Origin of the sequence: Gottfriedia sp. NPDC057948 (assembly GCF_042887255.1) — a bacterium.
GTDB lineage: Bacteria > Bacillota > Bacilli > Bacillales > Bacillaceae_G > Gottfriedia.
On the sequence record NZ_JBHVPN010000002.1, the window covers coordinates 320470 to 341128 of the forward strand.

Below are 20659 nucleotides of genomic sequence, written 5' to 3' on the forward strand. Positions count from 1 at the left end.
TTGCTCAAGTAGACTGAATCTATCATTCTGTTATAAGTAGAGTTTATAGAAAATATAGCTCTTTTAAATTTTGTCACATTAGTAAGCGACAAATACGAATATTCATTTCATTGTATTGGCACTGTAAGCGTTTTATCATTTGTATATAAGCTTAACAGGGGAGGTAAGATTTTGAATACAGATAAAAACAATAATATAAAAGTAAAAATACAACGCTTTGGTAGTTTTCTAAGCGGTATGGTAATGCCAAACATTGGTGCTTTTATAGCATGGGGATTAATAACTGCACTGTTTATACCTACTGGATGGGTCCCTAATGCAAAGTTGGCGGTATTAGTAGGTCCAATGATTACTTATTTATTACCATTGCTAATTGGTTTTACTGGAGGAAGAATGGTCCATGATATTCGAGGCGGAGTTGTTGGGGCAATTGCAACAATGGGGGTAATTGTTGGAGCAGAGATGCCGATGTTCTTAGGCGCTATGATTATGGGACCACTTGGCGGTTTGGCTATTAAGAAATTTGACCAGGCTATACAAGGAAAAGTTAAGTCAGGATTTGAGATGTTAGTTAATAATTTCTCAGCGGGTATTTTAGGAGCAATTTTAGCAATAATTGGTTTAATAGGTGTTAATCCAGTTGTTTCGACGCTAACAGAAGCATTAGCTAATGGCGTAGATCTAATGGTAAAAGCAAATGTCATTCCTTTGGCAAACATATTTATTGAACCAGCAAAAATCTTATTTTTAAACAATGCTATTAACCATGGAATTTTAAGTCCAATTGGTCTTGAACAAGCAAAATCAGCTGGAAAGTCACTTTTGTTCTTACTAGAAGCTAATCCAGGACCGGGCTTAGGTGTACTATTAGCATATACGATATTCGGAAAAGGTACAGCTAAACAAACAGCGCCAGGAGCAGTAATTATCCATTTCTTAGGTGGGATTCATGAGATTTATTTCCCTTATATCTTAATGAGACCTTTATTAATCCTTTCTGTTATCGCTGGTGGTGTAGCTGGTACATTTACTTTTAATATATTAGGCGCGGGCCTAGTAGCAGCAGCTTCTCCAGGTAGTATTATAGCAATATTAGCAATGGCTCCAAAAGGAGGATACTTACCAATTCTTGCGGGAGTACTTGTTGCAACAGCCGTATCATTTATTGTTTCAGCTGTCGTTCTAAAATCATCTAAGTCAGTTTCATCAGATGAAGATTTAGAAAGAGCAGCTCAAAAAACACAAGATTTAAAAGGTAAAGAAAGCAAAGTAGCTAGTCTATTACAGACTGAAAAAGAAGTAGCTAGTTCTCTTGGTATTGATAAAGAAGTGAAGAAGATTATTTTTGCCTGTGATGCTGGTATGGGATCAAGTGCTATGGGAGCATCAATATTACGCAAAAAGGTAAAAACAGCGGGGATAGAATTAGAGATTACGAATGTAGCAATTAATAATTTACCAAATGATGTGGATGTTGTCATAACTCATAAAGATTTAACTGATCGAGCAAAAGCAAAAGTACCGAATGCAGTTCATATCTCAGTAGAGAACTTCCTAAACAGTCCAAAGTATGATGAATTAGTGAATTCTTTAATAAAATAAAAAATTTAAAGAGGTATATATGTATATATCAGCAAGAGAAAGAGAAATCATTAATTTGTTGTTAGATCATCCAAACGGAATCAATGTTCAAGAAATTGCAGAGAACTTAAATGTTAGTAGCCGAACCGTACAACGGGAACTAAAAGGAGTCGAAAGTATTGCCTCTGCTCATAACCTTTTCTTAAAAAAGGTATTAGGTGTTGGAATGTATATAGAAGGGACACCTGAGCAAAAAAATGAGCTCCAAATTGCAATTTTAAAAAGTGGGCAGGAGTTTACTCAAAAGGAAAGACAGGAGTTAATTCTATGTTCCTTATTAAAAGAACCAGAATCTATTAAACTAAGCTCACTAGCAAATGATTTGCATGTTACCGTTGCTACAGTTAGTAACGATCTCAATAAAGTAGAAGAATGGTTAAAAGAGTTCGATTTGGACCTTATAAGAAAGAAAGGGTACGGCATTGCTTTACTAGGTTCGGAACGAAAAAAAAGAAAAGCCCTAGGACATCTAATTGCGCAGCAATTAAATGAATATGAGTTTTTATCTGTAGTGGAAGATGAGTATGAATCAGAAAATAGATTCTCAAATGGATTATTAGAAATAATAAAACTAGAAAAACTCACCATGATTGGAAAAATGGTTCGGGATATTGAACAACAATTACCTTATTCTCTAGCTGATAGTGCATTTATGACATTTACAATTCACTTATCTCTTGCAATTGAAAGAATTATTCAAGGCGAAGTCGTAAAAATGGATCAAGTGGTTCTTGAGGAATTAAGTACCACTAAAGAATTTAATATCGCAAGTCAGATTGTTAATGAATTAGAAGAAGTGTTTAAAATTAATATCCCAAGTGCTGAAAAAGCGTATATCACGATGCACTTATTAGGTGCAAGGCAGCGTCAAGAAAAAAATGATTGGCTAGAAGAGAGCAGTACGGAAATCGTCGTAGGCTCAAAAAAGTTAATCAATTATGTATCCAAGGAACTTGAAATAAATTTTGAAGAAGACCAAGCCTTATTTGAAGGGCTAATTACCCATATTGAACCAGCAATCTATCGAATTCAAAAAAAACTAGATGCAAATAATCCTTTAGCAAGTCAAATTCAAGAGGATTATCCTGCAATGTTTAAGATCATTCAAAAGGGATTAAAAGAAGCTTTTCCAAAGATTGTTTTTCCAACTGAGGAAATCGCTTATCTTGTCCTACATTTTGGTTCATCTCAAGTAATCTATGATAACAGTAAAGAGATTAGAGCGCTTGTATTATGTTCAAGTGGAATCGGTTCTTCTAAAATGTTAGCGAGTCGAATCAAAAAAGAGATAAAAGAAATAACAGATATCGAAGTATCGTCTTTAGCAAACTTAAGAAATATTCAAATTGACCAATATGACATTATTTTATCTACAGTTGAGATGACGGGATTTTCCCAAAAATATATTAGCGTAAATCCTTTATTGCCAAAGAATGAGGCAGAGCAGATTCGTGATGAAATAAAACGCAACTCTCTTACAACGGAAGCAACTCTATTAAGAAAGCTCCAAAACAAAAAGCTTCAAAAGCAGATCAAGCTAGAAACGCCAGAATTAATTAAACAAAATCTTGAAGTAGTTCATCAGTATTCAGAAACTGTACTCCATATTTTGAATACATTTGAGACAATTTCATTACCGTTTATTCCAACCTCTTCTATTTTATTATTGGAAGTATGCAAACAAGCAAACGTTAGAGGATTAATAGGTGATTATTTTGAGGTAACAAATCAACTTACAGAAAGAGAAAAGAAGGGTGGACTAGGGATACCAGGTACTAGCATAGCACTGTATCATTGTCGTTCAGAATATGTTATGCAACCAGTGTTTTTATCCTTTTTGCTTCATGAGCCAATGATAGTAAAAGCAATGGACCATTCGTCAATAAAAATCAATACATTATTATTATTACTAGCTCCAGTTGATATGCAAACAGGTCAATTAGAGGTGTTGAGTACAATTAGTTCTACAATTATTGAAGATGAAAAATCAACACAGATTTTTACATCTAATAACTATACAGATATATATAACATACTAAGCTATGCGTTATATGAAAATTTACAAAAAAGATTTAAGAATTGAGGGATTAATAAATGATTCAGACAGTATTACCAACAGATAATGTTTTATTAAATGTAGATGTGAAAACAAAAGATGAAGCTATTCGTTTAGCAGGAAATCTTTTAGTAAAAAACGGTTATGTAAAAGAAAGTTATATTGAAAAAATGATTGAAAGAGAAGAGTCTTTAACAACTTATATGGGGAACTTTATTGCGATTCCACACGGAACTGAGGAGTCAAAGCAAGAGGTAATCTCATCTGGAATTTCGATTCTTCAAATTCCTAATGGAGTAGACTTTGGAAACGGAAATATTGTAAAGGTAGTATTCGGTATTGCAGGCAAAGATAATGAGCATCTTGATCTATTATCTCAAATTGCGATCCTTTGTTCAGAGGAAGAAAATGTACATAAATTGGTCGCAGCCACATCAAAAGAGGAACTAATTTTAATGTTTAGCGAGGAGGAGTAAAATGTTAGCTGTACACTTTGGCGCTGGAAATATTGGAAGAGGATTTATAGGACAATTATTACATAAGGCAGGGTATGAAATTTGCTTTGTTGATGTTAACGAAGAGATTATTAATGAACTGAATGAGAAGAAATCATATACTGTCATGCTAGCAGATCGTACTCAGGAAGAAATAAAGATAACAAATGTAAGAGGTATTAACAGCCTGAAGGATCCAGGAGAAGTTGCAAAAGTAATTTCACAGGCTGATATTGTAACAACAGCAGTAGGTCCCTCAATTCTTCCTAAAATAGCAAAGCTAATTGCAGAGGGATTAATTGAAAGAGTTGAGAATTCAGATAAAGCGTTAAATATAATAGCATGTGAAAATATGATTGGTGGAAGTTCTTTTTTAAGAGATGAAGTTTATTTAAATATGACATTAGCTCAGAAGAAAAAAACTGAACAGTCGGTCAGTTTTCCAGATGCTGCAGTAGATCGAATCGTACCAATTCAAAGTCATGAAGATAAATTATTAGTGGCAGTTGAACCTTTTTATGAGTGGGTAATTGACCAATCTAAAATGATCGGTGAAGTTCCAGCAATTGATGGTGTAACTTATGTAGAGGATTTACTTCCTTATATTGAAAGAAAGTTATTTACCGTAAATACTGGTCACGCAGCGACTGCATATTTAGGCAATTTCTACGGATATAAAACGATTAAAGAAGCAATTTCTGATGAGAATATTAGGAATACTGTTAGTTCTATTTTAGATGAAACAGGAAAGTTATTAGTTAAAAAATATAACTTTGACTTAGATCAACATAGCGCTTATATTAAAAAAATAATAGGTAGATTCGATAATGAATATATTTCAGATGAATTATCTCGTGTTGCTCGTTCTCCAATTCGTAAATTAGGAGCAAATGACCGTTTTATTAAGCCGGCAAGAGAGTTGATAAACTTTGGGATAACACCTAACTATCTAGTTAAAGCAATTGCAGTTGCGCTATTCTATAAAAATAATGATGATCATGAAGCAGTTGAACTACAAAGCTTCCTCCAAGATCACTCTGTGGAAGAGTTGCTTGTTAAATACTCAGAATTATCAGATTGCAAAAAGCTAATTAGTTTTATTCTTGATGAATATAATCAGTTAGAGAAGGACTTACTTGTACATTAATTTTACTAGAATGATAGACTTTACAAAATCATTAAAAGGGACTCATTCTATGAATCAGTCCCTTTTAGTTAATATGCCTTATTCATTTTATTAAGTACCATTAATAAACATATCCCCAGTATGAACGGCTTTTTCATATTGTTTAGTCTCAACATAGTAATTGTAAAGCAATTTTGCATACTTAATCGCATGTGTGACATGATGGTGACTTTTAAAGAAAGGAAATGCAGTTTGTTCCATGTAATCAAAATACTCATCAAATTTTCCATTAAAACGTAAAATTAGAAGGGTAAAGAGAATCTTATATAAATCATTTGTCGCCTTTTCTGAAAGGACAAGTCCTTCATTTGCCTCATTTAGCAATTCATTCGTTGATAAAGTCTTCCCTTCTTCAGCGTTATCTAGATAGTTATACAAACGATTTAAATAAGGTAATGACTGCTTATCTGCTTCTTCAACGGATTTTTTATAAAAAATATGTGCATTATTAAAGTCCTGCTTCCAAAAATACATTAGACCTAAATTATGTAGGATCATTCCTCTTTTATCTAAAAGGCCTAAAGCTTCGCTATGCTCAATCAAACTCTCATACCTTTTTACTATTTCTTCAAAATCTAGTTGTGTGCTGTCTTTTAATTGTACTAACATTAGGGATTCTGCCAATATTGCTCTCGCATAATTATTTGTTTTATTAAAGAATCTAAAAGCTTTTTCACCATAAAAATATGCCATAACTTTAGACCGTGTCCAATGGTAGGCTGATCCTAGATGATAGTAATATTCTTTATTTCCGTATTCACCTATATTGACCTTCTTCAATTCCTGTAATGCAATTTGTCTATTTACATTTTCGAGACGAGTATATTGGGTTAAATAATATATTCCTCTGACATGGTGGAATAAATTCTTTTCATATGTTGACATAGTAGGGGAATCTTTTTCGATCCGTTTAATAATGCGATATGCTTTTTCTATGTTTTTACACAAAATAAAATATCTGGCTAATAAAAGCTGATAATATATCGCATAGTTAGACGCACTAATATAGTGAATGCTTTCTAATTCTTCTTTTATTATCATGACATCCTTCATTCGCTCTAATATTATAGCATTGTGCCATTTTTGAAGTTTCTTTTCAATATTTTGAACAGCGACTATCTCATTTTTAATGTCAATCTGAAGTCGTTGAGAGAACAGTTGAATAATTTCTTCAGAATATCGAGTTTCCCCTCTTTCAATTCTACTTACATGGGTAGCGGTACAAATGTCTTTTCCTAATTCCTCTTGGGTCAATCCCGCTTTTTTACGATAAAATTTAATGATCTCGCCTTCAAGCATATGTTCTCTCCTTTTCTAATTCCAGATGATTAACTATGAAGTTTTTGCGTCAGTGCAAGATTACATTCCTACAATTTGCGAATGTCTATTGCAACGCAAATCTAAGAAACTAGAAAGTACAAAGACTTTGAAATACCTATTCATTTATTATAACTAGAAATTTTTAAAGTCAAATACTTTCATTTCAAATTAAAAATAACACAAATTTTTCAGCAAAATTTCATGCTTTTTTAATATTTAATGAAATTTCCTTTCAAATTTCAATACTTTTTAGGAAAAAAAACCTACAAAATGACCAAAATTTCGATTAAAAATAACACAATATGCATTTTTCATAAATGCTATTACTATTGAAATAGTAAGAATTTTTTAATTATACAGAGAAAAGTGGGGGATGAAGTCTATGAAGGTAACAACATTAGCAAAGCACTCGGCAGTACTTGCTCTTTCAACGAGTCTGCTTATTTCACCTTTTAGTGCAAAGTCATACTTAACGGCAAAAGCAGCAACGTCTAAAGCAGAAGAAATTTTAGCTTCAATTACACCAGAACAAAGAGAAGCATTAAAACAACTAGAATTAAACAATCAAGAGGGACTTCAAGGCTTTGAGGAAGGTGAACTGAATTCTGATAAAAACATCTCTGTCATCGTTCAGTTTAATTCAGATCCTAGTAAAGTTGCAGTAGTAGAAGCAGCAGTTGATGGAAAGTCTTTAACGAAAACATCAGCACAAGCACAAGTTGACAAAGAGCACAAAGTTTTTAAAGAAGATGTAGGAAAGTTCGTTAAGATTAAGGACAAGAAAAACGCTCCTGTTATTACAAAAACATATAAAACAGCATTTAATGGTGCAGCGATTACACTTCCTGCAAATCAAGTGAAAGAACTTTTAAAATCAGATGCTGTTAAAACGATTTATAAAGATGTAACGTTTAATATTGATCCAATTAAAGAAGAAGTTCCAACAGATGTTGCAAGAAAAACAACTACATCAGTAGATAGTATTCCTTATTTAAACGTAGACAAGCTACATAAAGAGGGAATAACAGGTAAAGGTGTTAAAGTAGGGGTTCTAGATACTGGTATTGACTATAACCACCCTGATTTAAAAGACGCTTTTAAAGGCGGATACGATTTTGTAGAAAATGATAATGATCCAATGGAAGCTACTTACAAAGACTGGCAGGCATCAAACCAACCTGAAAGTAATGGTAATGGCACTTACTATACAGAGCATGGTACGCATGTATCAGGGACAATTGTTGGACAAAATAAAAATGATAGTGAAGTTTCAGTTGAAGGAGTTGCTCCTGACGCGGATCTATATATGTACCGTGTGCTTGGTCCATACGGAAGCGGTTCATCTGAAAATGTAATCGCAGGTATTGATAAAGCAGTTCAAGATGGTATGGATGTTATTAACCTCTCATTAGGAGCAGGAATTAATGATCCATATTATCCAACTAGTACGGCAATAAATTATGCAGTATTAAATGGCGTAACAGCGGTGGTTTCAGCAGGTAACAGTGGTCCTAAAGCTTATACTTTAGGATCACCAGGTACGGCAGCATTTGCTTTAACGGTTGGAGCTAGTGATGTTCCAACTACAATTACAACATTTGATGGAAAAGTAGCAGGTGGATGGTCAACAGATCTTATTAGTATGGCTAGAAGCTTTGCTGATACCTTTAATAGTTTAGAAGGCAAATCTCTTGAACTAGTAGATGTTGGATTAGGAACATTAGATGATTACAAAAATAAAAATGTTGCAGGAAAAATTGCTTTCGTTCAGCGTGGAAACTTTGCTCTAGTTGATAAAGTGAAGTTTGCAAAGCAAAATGGAGCAAAAGCTGTTATTATGTACAACAATGTGGATGGCCATGTTGGATATAACTTAGGTGAGTCAATGGAATATATTCCTGCATTCTCAATGACAAAGAAAGCAGGAGAAGAATTAAAGTCGAAAATTGCAAATGGAAATACAACTTTTACATTTGCAAATCTAAAGGAAAAGTTTACTGAAGGTGATAAGCTAGCGGACTTTAGCTCAAGAGGACCAGTTAACGGTAACTTCCAAATGAAGCCTGAAATCACAGCACCTGGTGTAAGTGTTCTATCTACGGTTCCTTCATATATAGCAAATCATAATACACCAGAAGACTATAAATATGCATACCAAAGAATGGATGGAACGTCTATGGCATCGCCATTTGCAGCTGGTGTTGCGGCGTTATTACTCGGACAGAATCCAAACCTTCAGCCAGCAGACGTTAAATCAATCCTTATGAACACTGCTGATAAACTAAATGGAGATTATAGCGTGTTTGAAGTAGGAGCAGGTCGTGTAGATCCATATCAAGCTCTTCACACTCAAACAGAAATAAAAGTACAAGATGAGACATTGATCCCTGTCGGCAACGAATTATTAAAGGCAAAAAATGAAACTGGCGGGTTAAGTTTCGGTAAACAAGTTGTCAAAGATGACTCAGAATTAAAAGTAAAGAAAGACATTGAGTTTAAAAACAATAGCGATAAAAAGAAAACATTTGATGTAAAAGTAGTGGATAATGCAAATGGTAAGAATGGATTACAAGATAACGGGGTTGTTCTAGATATTAGTAATTCAATTAAAGTGGACAAGAACACCGTTAAAACAGTAAAAGCAACATTAACGGTGCCATCTACAGCAAAAAAAGGTTTTTATGAAGGCTATGTTTTAATAACCAATAGTGAAGATAAAACAGAGCAATATCGTATCCCATTTAGTTTTAAGAAATCAGATGAAGGCTTTGACATGCTAGATCTAATAACGCCTGCTATTTCACCTTCTTATTATAATCATGGGTATGACGGTTATCGCACAACAACAGCATTATTGAAATTCAATTTAGGTTCACCAATCAATACACTAGATGTCATCTTGCAAGACGGAAAAACGAATGAAGATTTAGGATTAGTCGGTACACTTAATCTAGAAGGAAGACCAACGGACAATGACTACTTCCTTCAAGCGTTTAGTGGGGGGTATAACAAGTTTACGGGAGATAAAAAACATCCTATTTCTGACGAAACAACTATTGCTACTCCTGGTCATTACAAATTAAAATACGTTACTACTTTACCAAGTGGAAAACAAAAAATAAACTTTGATGATGTATTTATTGATATTGATACACCTAAAGTAAAAAGCTCATTAGATGGAGATTCACCGTTTATTGAGTATAAACCAGGTCAAAAGTCAGTTCCATTTGAAATGGAAATAAAAGATGACGCTTTAGCTGAAATGCAGAATGCAGGTATGAATTTAGATGAAACATCGAACTTTGCTATCTTTACGTATGGCATGCCTTTTCCAAACGGTCCAATTAAAATGGACAAAAATGGTAAGTGGATTGATGAGGTAGAAATGGCTGAGGGTGTTAATTCTCTGTCATTTAATTTAATTGGTTACGATAAAGCTGGAAATCAAGCAAACTGGAAGGAATATTACTTTGTCAAAGAAGGTACACCTGTCTCATACGCGAAACATAATGTAGAGTTAGCTAGATCAGGAGATATCTTGTCTGCATCTCTAGTATTAGACAACTTACAAGGTGTTAAAGAAGTAACATGGAATTTTGATGATGCACAGGCTGCAGGTGTTCCTTATGTTAATCTTGTTGAAGCATCTTTAACGGATAAATTCAAGGATAAAGCAACCATTCAAGTAACTGGTAATAAAATAAAGGTCACTTTTAAAGAAGCGATCGTATTTGACCGTGCAGAAATAGTAAACGTAAAAGTAAAAGTACAAGATCAACTTTTCTATCCAATAGGTTATATTAACCCATCAGCTAATATAGTAGATGCAAATGGTCAAGCAGTTAAGCTATTAAATGCAGGTAAACGATTCCAATTAAAACCAAGATTTAATCGAGTGCAAGGCAATATTATACCAGAGGGGTACTTAGTTGAAGGTCAATCATATACTGGATACCGTAATTGGACAAAAGTAGGCGCAACAATGAAAGTAACAAATGGAGCCTATAATCTAGACGCGACTAATTTAATTAGTAGTGGTGGACGCTTTAATATTGAACCACTTCCTCTAAATAAAGATGCATATACATTTGAAGTTAATGTACCTGGACACTTTATTACAAAGGAAACAAAGAAATTTGGTTTCGAATACAAAGGTGAACTATATGGTAAAGCGGATTCAATTAACGTTAACTTAGTTGGTGGAGATGTTAACCAAGATAACGTAATTGATGTACAAGATGCACTTTACGTCCAAACTAATTGGGGAACAAACAATCGAAATGCAGATATCAATTTCGACGGAACAGTAAATGCAAAAGATTTTGCTTTTATCGAGAAAAATTACTTACAGCAAAATCCATCAGTACAAAATGCGCCTACACCGAAAACAATCTATAATAACCAAACGTTACAAACGATTAAAAGTCAATTAGGCTTATAAATATATATCCCAAAGAAGCTACTATTAAATATTACTTAATAGTGGTTTCTTTTTTTATAGGAATTAAAATCATACAAATAGAAGGATACCCCTAATTGAACAAAAAAGACTAATTTCAATTAAATTGAAACAGTCTTTTTTTTAAGTTTACCATTCATTTGGCTCGTAATTTAATTCTCTAAATAACTGAGTTTTTTCTTTCTTAGATAAGTCTCTCCATTGACCCATTGGTAGATTACCTAAATGAATATTCATAATGCGAGTTCTTTGCAATCGGTATACTTCATATCCAAGCGCTTCACACATACGACGAATTTGACGGTTTAAGCCTTGTGTTAAGATAATCTGGAAATCATATTTCGAAAGCTGTTTAACTTCACATGGTAATGTTTTCGTACCTAATATTTTTACCCCTTCGGACATTTTAGTTAAAAAGTCAGGAGTTATTGGTTTATCTACAGATACAATATATTCTTTTTCATGCCTATTTTCAGCTCGTAAAATTTCATTTACAATATCGCCGTCATTTGTAAGGAGAATCAAACCTTCAGAATCCTTATCAAGTCTTCCAATATTAAAAATACGTAATGGGTGGTTTACGAGATCAACAATATTCCCTTTAACACCTTTTTCAGTAGTACTTGTTATACCAACTGGCTTGTTCAAGGCTATATAAACATGATTTCGAGCTAGTCTAATATGTTCACCATTTACAATTACTTCATCACCAGGTTCAACTTGATCACCGACTTTTGCTACTCTACCATTTAATTTTACTCGCCCTTCACTAATTAACTTATCCGCCCCACGTCTCGAGGCCTTTCCAGATTCACTAATAAATTTATTTAAACGAATGTTAAACAACCCCTTAAATTCTAAATTATACTTTCAGAATAACATAGATAGCTTTTTAATGAGAATAGTATTCGACTATTAGTAAAAAGTACTTTTAAATTGTTATTACTATTTTATCCACATTCATTGTATTATTTTCTAAATTATATAACAAAAATGTTTTTTATTGACAGACTGTAAGGCAGGTCGTATGATAGTAAAAATATATTAATATTTTCTCATATAAACTTGAAAATAAGGTTCAAGAGTTTCTACCTAGCGCCCGTAAACTGCTAGACTATGAGGAAGAGCTCTGGATTTTTGTTTTCTTTACAATGTAAAACTGCCTGCTTTTTCTCATGAAAAGCAGGCAGTTTTTTTATTTTAATATAATAAAGGAGTCATCGTATGTTTCAACTTAAAGAACGAAATACTTCAGTTAAAATTGAAGTATTAGCTGGTTTAACTACATTTTTAACTTTGGCGTACATCATTATTGTCAATCCTATGATCTTAAAGGACGCAGGTGTACCGTTTAATCAAGCATTTTTAGCTACTATTCTAGCAACCATTATTGGTACTTTAACGATGTCATTAATAGCTAACTATCCAATCGTTATTGCGCCTGCAATGGGGTTAAATGCCTACTTTACTTATTCTGTAATTGGAGGACATAATCTCCCATACTCAGTAGGTTTTTCTGCTGTTTTTATTACTGGAATTTTATTTTTACTCCTTTCTTTAACTTCTTTCCGAACAAAATTGATTCAAGCAATTCCTGCTAACTTAAAGCATGCAATTGCTGCTGGAATTGGTTTATTTATTACCTTTATTGGTTTGCGTTTATCAGGTATTGTCGCAGATCATCCTACTAATCTAGTTCAAATTGGTGATTTTAGTTCTCCTAAAGTTGCACTTACATTGATCGGTCTACTAATAACAATTGTATTTATGGCACTTAACTTAAATGGTGCGTTATTTCTAGGGATGATTACGACAGGTCTAATTGCATATTTTACAGGTCAGTTAAATTTTGCAAATGGTTTTGTTGCTATGCCACATTTACCAAAAGGAATTTTAGTATACAACCCAATTGATTCAGTGAAAGACATTATTGAATATGGACTTTATAGTGTCATTTTCTCATTCTTACTTGTCATGTTATTCGATACAACAGGAGCTTTACTAGCAATTGTTAAACAAGCAGGTCTTATCAAAAATGGTAAGTTAGAAAAGGGAGGAAGTGCATTCTCTGCTGATTCAATTGGAACAATTGTTGGTGCAATGTTAGGAACAAGTCCGACTGCAGCAACTGTAGAATCCTCTGCAGGTGTTGGTGCTGGTGGAAAAACTGGTTTAACATCATTAACTGTTGTAGTCCTATTTGTAATCGCAGCATTTTTTAGCCCAATGATTGGTTCAGTATCAGAAGTTGCCGCAATTACAGCGCCTAGCTTAATTATTGTTGGCTGTTTTATGATTAAGAGTATTTCGGAGATTAAATGGGATGATTTTGAAGAAGCATTCCCGGCATTTTTAGTCATTGTTAGTATGCCATTAACATCAAGTATTGCAAACGGTATTGCTTTAGGCTTTATTTCTTATCCGATCATGAAAATCGTTAAACGTAAATTTAAAGACGTGCACCCATTTGTATATATATTTGCAGTACTATTCTTAGTTCAATTAGTATTTTTTGCACATAAATAATAGAGACATAAAAAAGCAGGTAAAAGATATAGAAGTCTTTTACCTGCTTTTTATTAATCTATATATTAACTTGCTTTATATTTATCTTCGCTTCTAATAGTCGATTTTAGTCTCCAATAAACAGGTAAACCAACAATTGCAATACCAATTGATACAAGTGCATCTATTGGTGCATTTATAATCGTACTACCGATGATGTAAAGTGTACCTAATATTGCCACAATCGGAGTGATAGGGTATAGAGGTACTTTATATAATTTATTTCCACCTTTATCTTTTTTACGTAATATGAAGATTGCATTAAATGCTAGTCCATAAAATAAGAAAACTGCAAATATAGCCATATCAGAAAGTCGATCTGGGTTCCAGAATATCATCATTACTAATGCTAAAACAATTTGAAAAACTGTTGAGCCTACTGGCGTATTAAATTTAGGATGAATACTAGATAATACTTTTGAACCAGGTAGGAAGTTTCGTTCTGCCATCGCGAATGTAACCCTTGGGAATGTAAGAATTTTGCCATTTAAACAGCCAAAAATAGAAATTAAAATTCCGATGGCAAGAATTTTTCCACCAATACTACCAAATAGTGAAGAAGCTGCCGCAGTAGCTGCATTAGGACCTAATTCAACAATTTTACTAGCAGATAAAACATGTAGCATCGCGATATTAACAGAAAGATAAGCTAAAATAACAATAACAATACCAGAAATAATTGCTCTAGGAAGAGTCTTTGAAGGATTCTTCATTTCTCCTGCCATAAAACCTACATTCATCCAACCGTCATATGCCCATAAAGTCGCTAATACTGCTGCGCCCATATTAAGTGCTTGGGTTGAACTACCACTCTCTGCATTAAAAACTGATACGTCCCCTTGAAGAATACCAAAAACAGCAATTAAAATAATAGGAACTAGTTTACCTGCAGTAGAGATTGTTTGAATAAATCCACCAAGTTGAGTGCCTAGTATGTTTAGACCACCAAGTAATATAATCGTGATAATACCAATAACTTTGCTACTTCCATGAAAACCGAAAAAATCTGCCAACAAAGAGCCAAAATAGAGACTTAGTGCACCCATAACAGCTGGTCCATAGACAAGGGTTTGTACCCAACCGCATAAAAATCCCCACTTCTCACCATAAACCTCTTCTATGTAAGCATATAATCCACCAGTTCTCGGGATTTTTACACTTACTTCAGCAATCGTTAATCCACTTGCTAATGTAATAACGCCACCGATAATCCACGCTAAAAGAGCCATAGTGGAGTTAGCAGTTGAAGACAGTACGATCCCAGGTTTCATAAAGATACCAGAACCGATTACTGTTCCGATTACTAAAGACGTTGATACGAAAAAGCCAATATTTTTCTTTAAATTTAGTTCTTTTTCCACGTTATACGCTCCTTCCAGGACTATATTTATAAAATTAGAAAGATTATAGCATATTAATTTTCTAATCTGTTTTTTTCTGAATAGTTAAATTTATGTCTTATGTATTCGTGATGTAGTGGATAAGACCCATTAATTTTGATAAATCTTTCATAATATTTATTCATTTTGACTAGATAACTTATTGATAAAAGGTTATTAGTCGTAAATATAGAACACTATATTGTAGGTATTTCAGACCGATTTTTAGTTAATTATGGAATGCTATCTATTCTGGAGGTGAAGACGTGGAAGTTTCTTTCGAACGTGTGGTAGATAACATATACGCTTTAGTGATATGGGATACCGAATGGAAGTCATATAATAATTGCTACTTTATAATTCAAGATAATGGAGTTACTCTCATTGATTCAGGAAAGGGGATCCACTCTAAATATATAAGGAAAGCTCTGGTTGAATTAGGGAAAACACCAGAAGACGTCCATCTCTTTTTAGCTACACATGGACATGAAGATCATATTGAAGGTTCTAGTATTTTTAAAAACGCTAAGAAATTTATCCATTCAAATGATAATAATTTGATTGATTCACATGAATTAAGTCAATTTAATAATGACCTGGAAGATTTTGAAGTAATAAAGGAGTTTGAATATGATTTAGTTGGATACCATACTCCAGGTTCGGTCGTATTTTACCATCGCCCATCAAAAGTAGTTTTTACAGGTGATTTCTTATGTTTCTTCGGTGATCCTTTATCAAAGGATGGACTGGTCTCTAAAGGAGATGACCTTAGAAATGAGTGGGTAAAATATTTGAGAGATGGCGGAGTCTCAACAGAACAATTAAATCATTTTCTAGGTGGACTAAAAAAAATAAATCAGTTTGATAGTAGTGTAATGTGTACTGGACATGGAGGTGTCTTAGTAGGAAATATTAAAGAGTTTATAAGTGAACTAATTGATGTCGGAGTTCAATATAGTAAAAGAGTATCAGACTGTTGACCGATTTAATCAGTCTTTTTTATGGGAAGCAGTGTTTAGAAAGAGCTTAATTTTGCACTTTAGAAAGGTTAGATTGGAATATTCTTACCAATAATGAACTATATAGACTGTAAAAGGATTTCTTTCAAATACTTAAATTTACTTTAATGGGAGTGCATCGTAATGAGGTTAAAATCACTAATTGGGCTATTATTAGGTTCATTGGCAACATTCTTCATTTTAAGTCTCCTAAGTAATAAACTTACCAATAAAGAGTACTGGTTTTATGCAACAATCTATCTTGTCTTTATGGTTTTAGCATACTTTGCAATTAACTTAATTCGAAAAGTTAAGTCATCAAAGAAGACTGATTCATTTTGAATCAGTCTTCTTTGATGAAAAACAATCTTGCCAATTAGTTACCAAATTTTCGTAAAAGGAGTAGAGTGATGTTGATTTCCACTACAGGATGCTCGCTTTCCATGGGGCGAGATTCTTTCGCCTCCTCGGCGAGCCTGCGGGGTCTCAGCCTTCCCGCATATCCCATAGGAGTCGAGCACCCCTTTTGTTCCAATCAACTTATTCATCAAAAAAAGTTTACGATAAAAAGCTATTTAATATCCTTTACTTAGTGTGAAGTAACAGTTTATTAATCAGTTTGTATGTCAATTTAGAACGAATATCAACATATAAACTAATCACTTGAGATTATTTATCTAAAATTAGATCTTAAATAACTTCTCAAGAATAAACAATTACTAGAGTTTGTTGATATTATAAAACCGCTCAAACATATTAGCATTAAAATCATTATTAGATCATCAAAAAGTGAATTATCTTATCAAAAAGATTCACTTAATATACGTTTGACCATTTTATATTTCAACACTCTGAATCAGTCTTTTTTATTTACCTGTTTTATCATATTTCCTATTATAAGAAAAATAAATGATGATAATATTGATAATAAGTAAATCTGATACTGGGAGATAGAGTATGGATCAAATTCTTTTAGTTTTTATGGCGGTCGCTGAAAAAAGAAACTTTTCAAGAGCGGCTGAGGAGTTACATATGACTCAACCATCCGTTAGTCAGCAAATTCAATTACTTGAAAAGCATATTGGTGCAAAGCTTTTAATTAGAACGAATAAATATGTTCAGTTAACGAAGGCTGGAGAAATTGTTTATTTGCATGCTAAGGAAATAACTAGTTTATACAAACGTATGTCGACACTTGTAAATGATCTGATGAATGAGGCTAGTGGGCATCTTAAAATAGGTGCAAGTTATACATTTGGTGAATATGTATTACCGCAAATTTTAGCGGAAATGAAGAGACAATTCCCGAATGTCATTCCATCGGTACAAATAGGGAATACGCGAGAAATTGTTCAGGCTGCACTAAGCTTTCAAATTGATATTGGTATAGTTGAAGGCGAAGCGACTCATACAAATTTAAATATACAGCCTTTTGCGAATGATGAAATGTATATTATAGCTGGAACTAAGAGCGAAATATTCGCTATTGAAGCTGTGACATTGAATCAAATTGAAAATGAAACTTGGATTGTTAGGGAAGAAGGATCTGGAACAAGGGAAGCGACTGAACGATTATTTGAAGTATTAAAGATACGTCCTAAAAATATAATTGAATTTGGTAGTACACAATTAATTAAAGAAGCTGTAGAAGCTGGCATGGGAATTACCTATCTATCTGAGCTAGCAATAAAAAAAGAAAAGCAGTTAAATACCATTGATTACCTTAAAGTAGAGAGGACACCTATTCAACGAAATTTTTCAATTATCACAGATAAAATCGAACTTCAAACGAAATCGATGGAAATATTTATTGAGTTAGTTAAGAATTATTATGAGAAATAAAGTAGGAATCCTTTTTTTATTAAGTTGAACATATAGTTAAAAAGAAAAGTGTTCAAACGATAAAAAGATAAAGGATCATCAAAATGACTGTTAAAAAACAAAAAGGTAAAACAGTTTTAATTACCGGGCCAACAGAAGGAATCGGCTATGAGTTAACTAAATTATTTGCAAAAGATCATTTCAACTTAGTTTTAGTTGCTAGGAATAAAATTAAATTAGAAGAAATGGCTAATTCATTGATGAAGCAATTCAATATAAAAGTACTAGTTATTACAGAAGACCTTTCTAAAGTAAATTCTGCTAAGTCCATTTTTGATCAAGTTACAAAATCACAAATGGAGATTGATATTCTAGTAAATAATGCTGGTGTTGCCCTATACGGAGACTTTGGTCGGACGGATTTAAATAAAGAGTTAAAGATGATTCAGCTAAATATTGTTACTTTAACAGAAATCGTAAAATACTTCTTACCAAATATGCTTCAAAAAAAATCGGGCCAAATTATTAATATTGCATCTACTTCAGCTTTTCAACCAGGGCCAAAAATGTCTGTCTATGCAGCTTCAAAGGCTTATGTATTATCATTTAGTGAAGCTCTTTGTGAGGAATTAAGACATTCAGGAGTTGCCGTAACAGCTGTTTGTCCAGGACCAACTAGAACGGGAATTATAAATTCATCCGGTGGAAATAATTCAAAGCTATTTAAAGGTAAAATTATGACACCAAAAAAAGTTGCGAAGTTGACCTATGAGGCAGTTAGTAAGAAGAAAACTGTTGTTATTACAGGTATTAAGAATAAAATTTTGGCGCAATCTGTTCGCTTCATTCCACGATCAATCGTTAGAAAACTTGCAAAAAAACTATTAGAAGAGAACTAAAAAATACAGTCTAATTGGCTGTATTTTTTAGTTACTATTAATTACGCATTACCCATAATAATCTGTTCAAGTGTATTTGCTACATCTTGTGCACTATCAGAAACTGCTTCTAACATTTCATAAATCTCTTTGAACTGAATGATTTTGATTGGATCTTTTTCATTTTTAAATAACTCTTTAATGGAAGTGCGTAATAACGCGTCACACTGTGACTCATAATCTTTTACTTGGATCGCATGTACGCGCATTTCTAATAATTTCTTCCGTGAAAGTAACTGAATAGCTTTTAGAATTTCATTCGCAGCACTACGAATATTTTTAACAAACTTCACCATGAATTCATCGATTTGAATGATGGAGTACATTTCGAATGTTGCTGAACATTGCTCCATACCGTCTAGTACATCATCCATTTTATTAGCAAGTTCTAGTATATCTTCACGTTCAATTGGTGTAATAAATGTTTTATTTAATTCAACGATAATTTGATGGATATATGTATCACCTTTTGTTTCATAAGCCTTCATTTCAGCAGAGAATGCTTTTAAATCAGTAGCATTTTTTATTTTAAAGTCATCAAAATAAATCGAACATTCATTTAAATTATTTGCAATATTTAAGAGCATTTCAAAGAATGTATCATTTTTTTTACCGAGTCTCAAGTATGGTTCCTCCTAAAAAACAGATTGTTTCTAATCCTTACATTATGTTGCTCAAGAGAATGAAATATTATAAATATGATTCTTAAAAAACAGGTCCAGTTCGATCAATTTTTGCTTTTACGGAAGTTTTGAACTTAACATTCTTATATTCTTTGTCCCAATTTATTTTTTTCCATAAATCTGGATAAGAGCTAGATAAGATTCCGCCAATTCCTAATGCGTCACAATTAGCTTCCAATAATGATTTAGTAATTTCATCAGACTGTTTAGTAAGAATTTTTGAAATATCCTTATTTAATTTGTCTTTGTTTAGCTTTTCGCCTACCTTACCTGTATAACTAACAATTGTCAAATCAAGGGTTAGATTTAGCTTACAAGTTATTTGTTTTGTCTTTTTATCTACTTTTATATTTAAATTTCTTTTCACTTTTTTTACTCTAAATGAAATTGATTTTCGTTCTCCTAATTCTAAAGCCATTTCACTATATTTAGTTAGGCGATCCATTAGTAACAATAAAAGACTTCCTTTTTCATTAGGTAAGCTAATTCCAGAAAACTTATCCCCATTAAATAGGTCTATTCCACCGATTGTAATTTTATCATTTTCGTCTTTTGTTACAAAAGGTAAAACGATATCTCGACCTGTATCTGTAATTTGCGTCCATGCTGTAAAAGCAGTTTCTTTCGGAATCTTTGTTGTTTCCTCAGCAGCCTCTAGACCTTTTAAAATGACAAATGCAATAGGGCTTGTTCCAGGATCGAGTGTAATAATGTCTGAAGCTTTATCTTCTGCTATTACAATTCTACTAGAAACATAAGCTTGTCTAGGGCGATAAAAAAGCTCTAAAAAAGGATAGATCCCTTTCTTTGCCAAGTCCCTTCCAATTAAGATTATATGCGCTTTACTTACATCAATTAGACCAGGTAGTTTATTATTAATGTCAATTTCCATTCCGGATACACTAGGCCGCTTTACTTTAACAAGTTCGTCCTTAACTTCAAACTGTCCTCCACCTTTATTTTCAATATTTAATGCTCTAACTGTAGCTAATAAATTATCGTCTTGATCTAAATCGAAGCTAATACCATTAACCATTTTTTTATCTATTAATAGATTTTGGTCCCAACAGCTTGCTAAAAAAAAGGTAAACAAACATAAGGTTATCAAAAATGATTTTC

The 20659-nt window shown here is 33.0% G+C and carries 15 protein-coding genes and 1 riboswitch; of the genes, 10 read left to right on the forward strand and 5 right to left on the reverse strand.

Annotated features, from left to right (window positions below):
* Nucleotides 1-168: 168 nt before the first annotated feature.
* From ACFVRR_RS05430 to ACFVRR_RS05445, 4 genes are read left to right on the forward strand one after another with little or no spacing between them, the layout of a single operon-like run.
* The gene (locus ACFVRR_RS05430; protein ID WP_387326048.1) at nucleotides 169-1602 is read left to right on the forward strand and encodes a PTS mannitol transporter subunit IIBC; all 1434 of its coding nucleotides are present in this window, start codon (nucleotides 169-171) and stop codon (nucleotides 1600-1602) included.
* A 19-nt stretch (nucleotides 1603-1621) separates the two neighbouring features.
* Nucleotides 1622-3724, forward strand: a complete 2103-nt coding sequence (locus tag ACFVRR_RS05435) for a BglG family transcription antiterminator (protein ID WP_387325589.1) — start codon at nucleotides 1622-1624, stop codon at nucleotides 3722-3724.
* A gap of 11 nt (nucleotides 3725-3735) precedes the next feature.
* Entirely contained in the window at nucleotides 3736-4173 is a 438-nt protein-coding gene (locus ACFVRR_RS05440) for a PTS mannitol transporter subunit IIA (RefSeq protein WP_387325592.1), read from the forward strand.
* A gap of 1 nt (nucleotide 4174) precedes the next feature.
* The gene (locus tag ACFVRR_RS05445; RefSeq protein ID WP_387325595.1) at nucleotides 4175-5338 is read left to right on the forward strand and encodes a mannitol-1-phosphate 5-dehydrogenase; all 1164 of its coding nucleotides are present in this window, start codon (nucleotides 4175-4177) and stop codon (nucleotides 5336-5338) included.
* 90 nt (nucleotides 5339-5428) lie between these two features.
* Here ACFVRR_RS05445 and ACFVRR_RS05450 read toward each other — a convergent pair whose 3' ends face one another.
* Entirely contained in the window at nucleotides 5429-6676 is a 1248-nt protein-coding gene (locus ACFVRR_RS05450) for a helix-turn-helix domain-containing protein (RefSeq protein WP_387325597.1), read from the reverse strand.
* 403 nt (nucleotides 6677-7079) lie between these two features.
* Between ACFVRR_RS05450 and ACFVRR_RS05455 the strand changes: the two genes are divergently transcribed.
* The gene (locus tag ACFVRR_RS05455) at nucleotides 7080-11138 is read left to right on the forward strand and encodes a S8 family serine peptidase (protein ID WP_387325600.1); all 4059 of its coding nucleotides are present in this window, start codon (nucleotides 7080-7082) and stop codon (nucleotides 11136-11138) included.
* A gap of 147 nt (nucleotides 11139-11285) precedes the next feature.
* Here the strand turns inward: ACFVRR_RS05455 and rluF are convergent, their stop codons facing one another.
* Nucleotides 11286-12002 (reverse strand): 23S rRNA pseudouridine(2604) synthase RluF, encoded by a 717-nt coding sequence (rluF, locus tag ACFVRR_RS05460; protein WP_387325603.1) that lies wholly within the window; start codon nucleotides 12000-12002, stop codon nucleotides 11286-11288.
* Nucleotides 12003-12191: 189 nt separating this feature from the next.
* Nucleotides 12192-12293: riboswitch (purine riboswitch) on the forward strand.
* 87 nt (nucleotides 12294-12380) lie between these two features.
* On the opposite strand from rluF, the gene ACFVRR_RS05465 reads away from it, so the two are divergent.
* The gene (locus ACFVRR_RS05465) at nucleotides 12381-13682 is read left to right on the forward strand and encodes an NCS2 family permease (RefSeq protein WP_387325606.1); all 1302 of its coding nucleotides are present in this window, start codon (nucleotides 12381-12383) and stop codon (nucleotides 13680-13682) included.
* A 65-nt stretch (nucleotides 13683-13747) separates the two neighbouring features.
* Here the strand turns inward: ACFVRR_RS05465 and ACFVRR_RS05470 are convergent, their stop codons facing one another.
* The gene (locus ACFVRR_RS05470; protein ID WP_387325609.1) at nucleotides 13748-15082 is read right to left on the reverse strand and encodes an APC family permease; all 1335 of its coding nucleotides are present in this window, start codon (nucleotides 15080-15082) and stop codon (nucleotides 13748-13750) included.
* Nucleotides 15083-15366: 284 nt separating this feature from the next.
* Between ACFVRR_RS05470 and ACFVRR_RS05475 the strand changes: the two genes are divergently transcribed.
* The 4 genes from ACFVRR_RS05475 to ACFVRR_RS05490 all read left to right on the forward strand — a co-directional run bounded on the left by ACFVRR_RS05475 (nucleotide 15367) and on the right by ACFVRR_RS05490 (nucleotide 18818).
* Entirely contained in the window at nucleotides 15367-16080 is a 714-nt protein-coding gene (locus ACFVRR_RS05475) for an MBL fold metallo-hydrolase (protein ID WP_387325612.1), read from the forward strand.
* Between the two features lie 162 nt (nucleotides 16081-16242).
* Complete coding sequence (locus tag ACFVRR_RS05480; protein ID WP_387325615.1) at nucleotides 16243-16440, forward strand: hypothetical protein; 198 nt, start codon at nucleotides 16243-16245, stop codon at nucleotides 16438-16440.
* Between the two features lie 615 nt (nucleotides 16441-17055).
* The gene (locus tag ACFVRR_RS05485; protein ID WP_387325618.1) at nucleotides 17056-17940 is read left to right on the forward strand and encodes a LysR family transcriptional regulator; all 885 of its coding nucleotides are present in this window, start codon (nucleotides 17056-17058) and stop codon (nucleotides 17938-17940) included.
* 83 nt (nucleotides 17941-18023) lie between these two features.
* Nucleotides 18024-18818, forward strand: coding sequence for an SDR family NAD(P)-dependent oxidoreductase (locus ACFVRR_RS05490; protein WP_387325620.1), 795 nt, complete (start codon nucleotides 18024-18026; stop codon nucleotides 18816-18818).
* A gap of 41 nt (nucleotides 18819-18859) precedes the next feature.
* Here ACFVRR_RS05490 and ACFVRR_RS05495 read toward each other — a convergent pair whose 3' ends face one another.
* Together ACFVRR_RS05495 and ACFVRR_RS05500 are read right to left on the reverse strand one after the other, a co-directional pair.
* Nucleotides 18860-19444 (reverse strand): DUF47 domain-containing protein, encoded by a 585-nt coding sequence (locus ACFVRR_RS05495; protein WP_387326050.1) that lies wholly within the window; start codon nucleotides 19442-19444, stop codon nucleotides 18860-18862.
* A gap of 118 nt (nucleotides 19445-19562) precedes the next feature.
* Nucleotides 19563-20648 (reverse strand): Ger(x)C family spore germination protein, encoded by a 1086-nt coding sequence (locus ACFVRR_RS05500; protein WP_387325622.1) that lies wholly within the window; start codon nucleotides 20646-20648, stop codon nucleotides 19563-19565.
* Between the last annotated feature and the right edge of the window lie 11 nt (nucleotides 20649-20659).

Coding starts and splice junctions, on each gene's coding strand:
- ACFVRR_RS05435 (WP_387325589.1), top strand. CDS start 1,622: ATGTATATATCAGCAAGAGAAAGAGAAATCATTAATTTGTTGTTAGAT.
- ACFVRR_RS05440 (WP_387325592.1), top strand. CDS start 3,736: ATGATTCAGACAGTATTACCAACAGATAATGTTTTATTAAATGTAGAT.
- ACFVRR_RS05445 (WP_387325595.1), top strand. CDS start 4,175: ATGTTAGCTGTACACTTTGGCGCTGGAAATATTGGAAGAGGATTTATA.
- ACFVRR_RS05450 (WP_387325597.1), bottom strand. CDS start 6,676: ATGCTTGAAGGCGAGATCATTAAATTTTATCGTAAAAAAGCGGGATTG.
- ACFVRR_RS05455 (WP_387325600.1), top strand. CDS start 7,080: ATGAAGGTAACAACATTAGCAAAGCACTCGGCAGTACTTGCTCTTTCA.
- ACFVRR_RS05465 (WP_387325606.1), top strand. CDS start 12,381: ATGTTTCAACTTAAAGAACGAAATACTTCAGTTAAAATTGAAGTATTA.
- ACFVRR_RS05480 (WP_387325615.1), top strand. CDS start 16,243: ATGAGGTTAAAATCACTAATTGGGCTATTATTAGGTTCATTGGCAACA.
- ACFVRR_RS05485 (WP_387325618.1), top strand. CDS start 17,056: ATGGATCAAATTCTTTTAGTTTTTATGGCGGTCGCTGAAAAAAGAAAC.
- ACFVRR_RS05490 (WP_387325620.1), top strand. CDS start 18,024: ATGACTGTTAAAAAACAAAAAGGTAAAACAGTTTTAATTACCGGGCCA.
- ACFVRR_RS05495 (WP_387326050.1), bottom strand. CDS start 19,444: ATGCTCTTAAATATTGCAAATAATTTAAATGAATGTTCGATTTATTTT.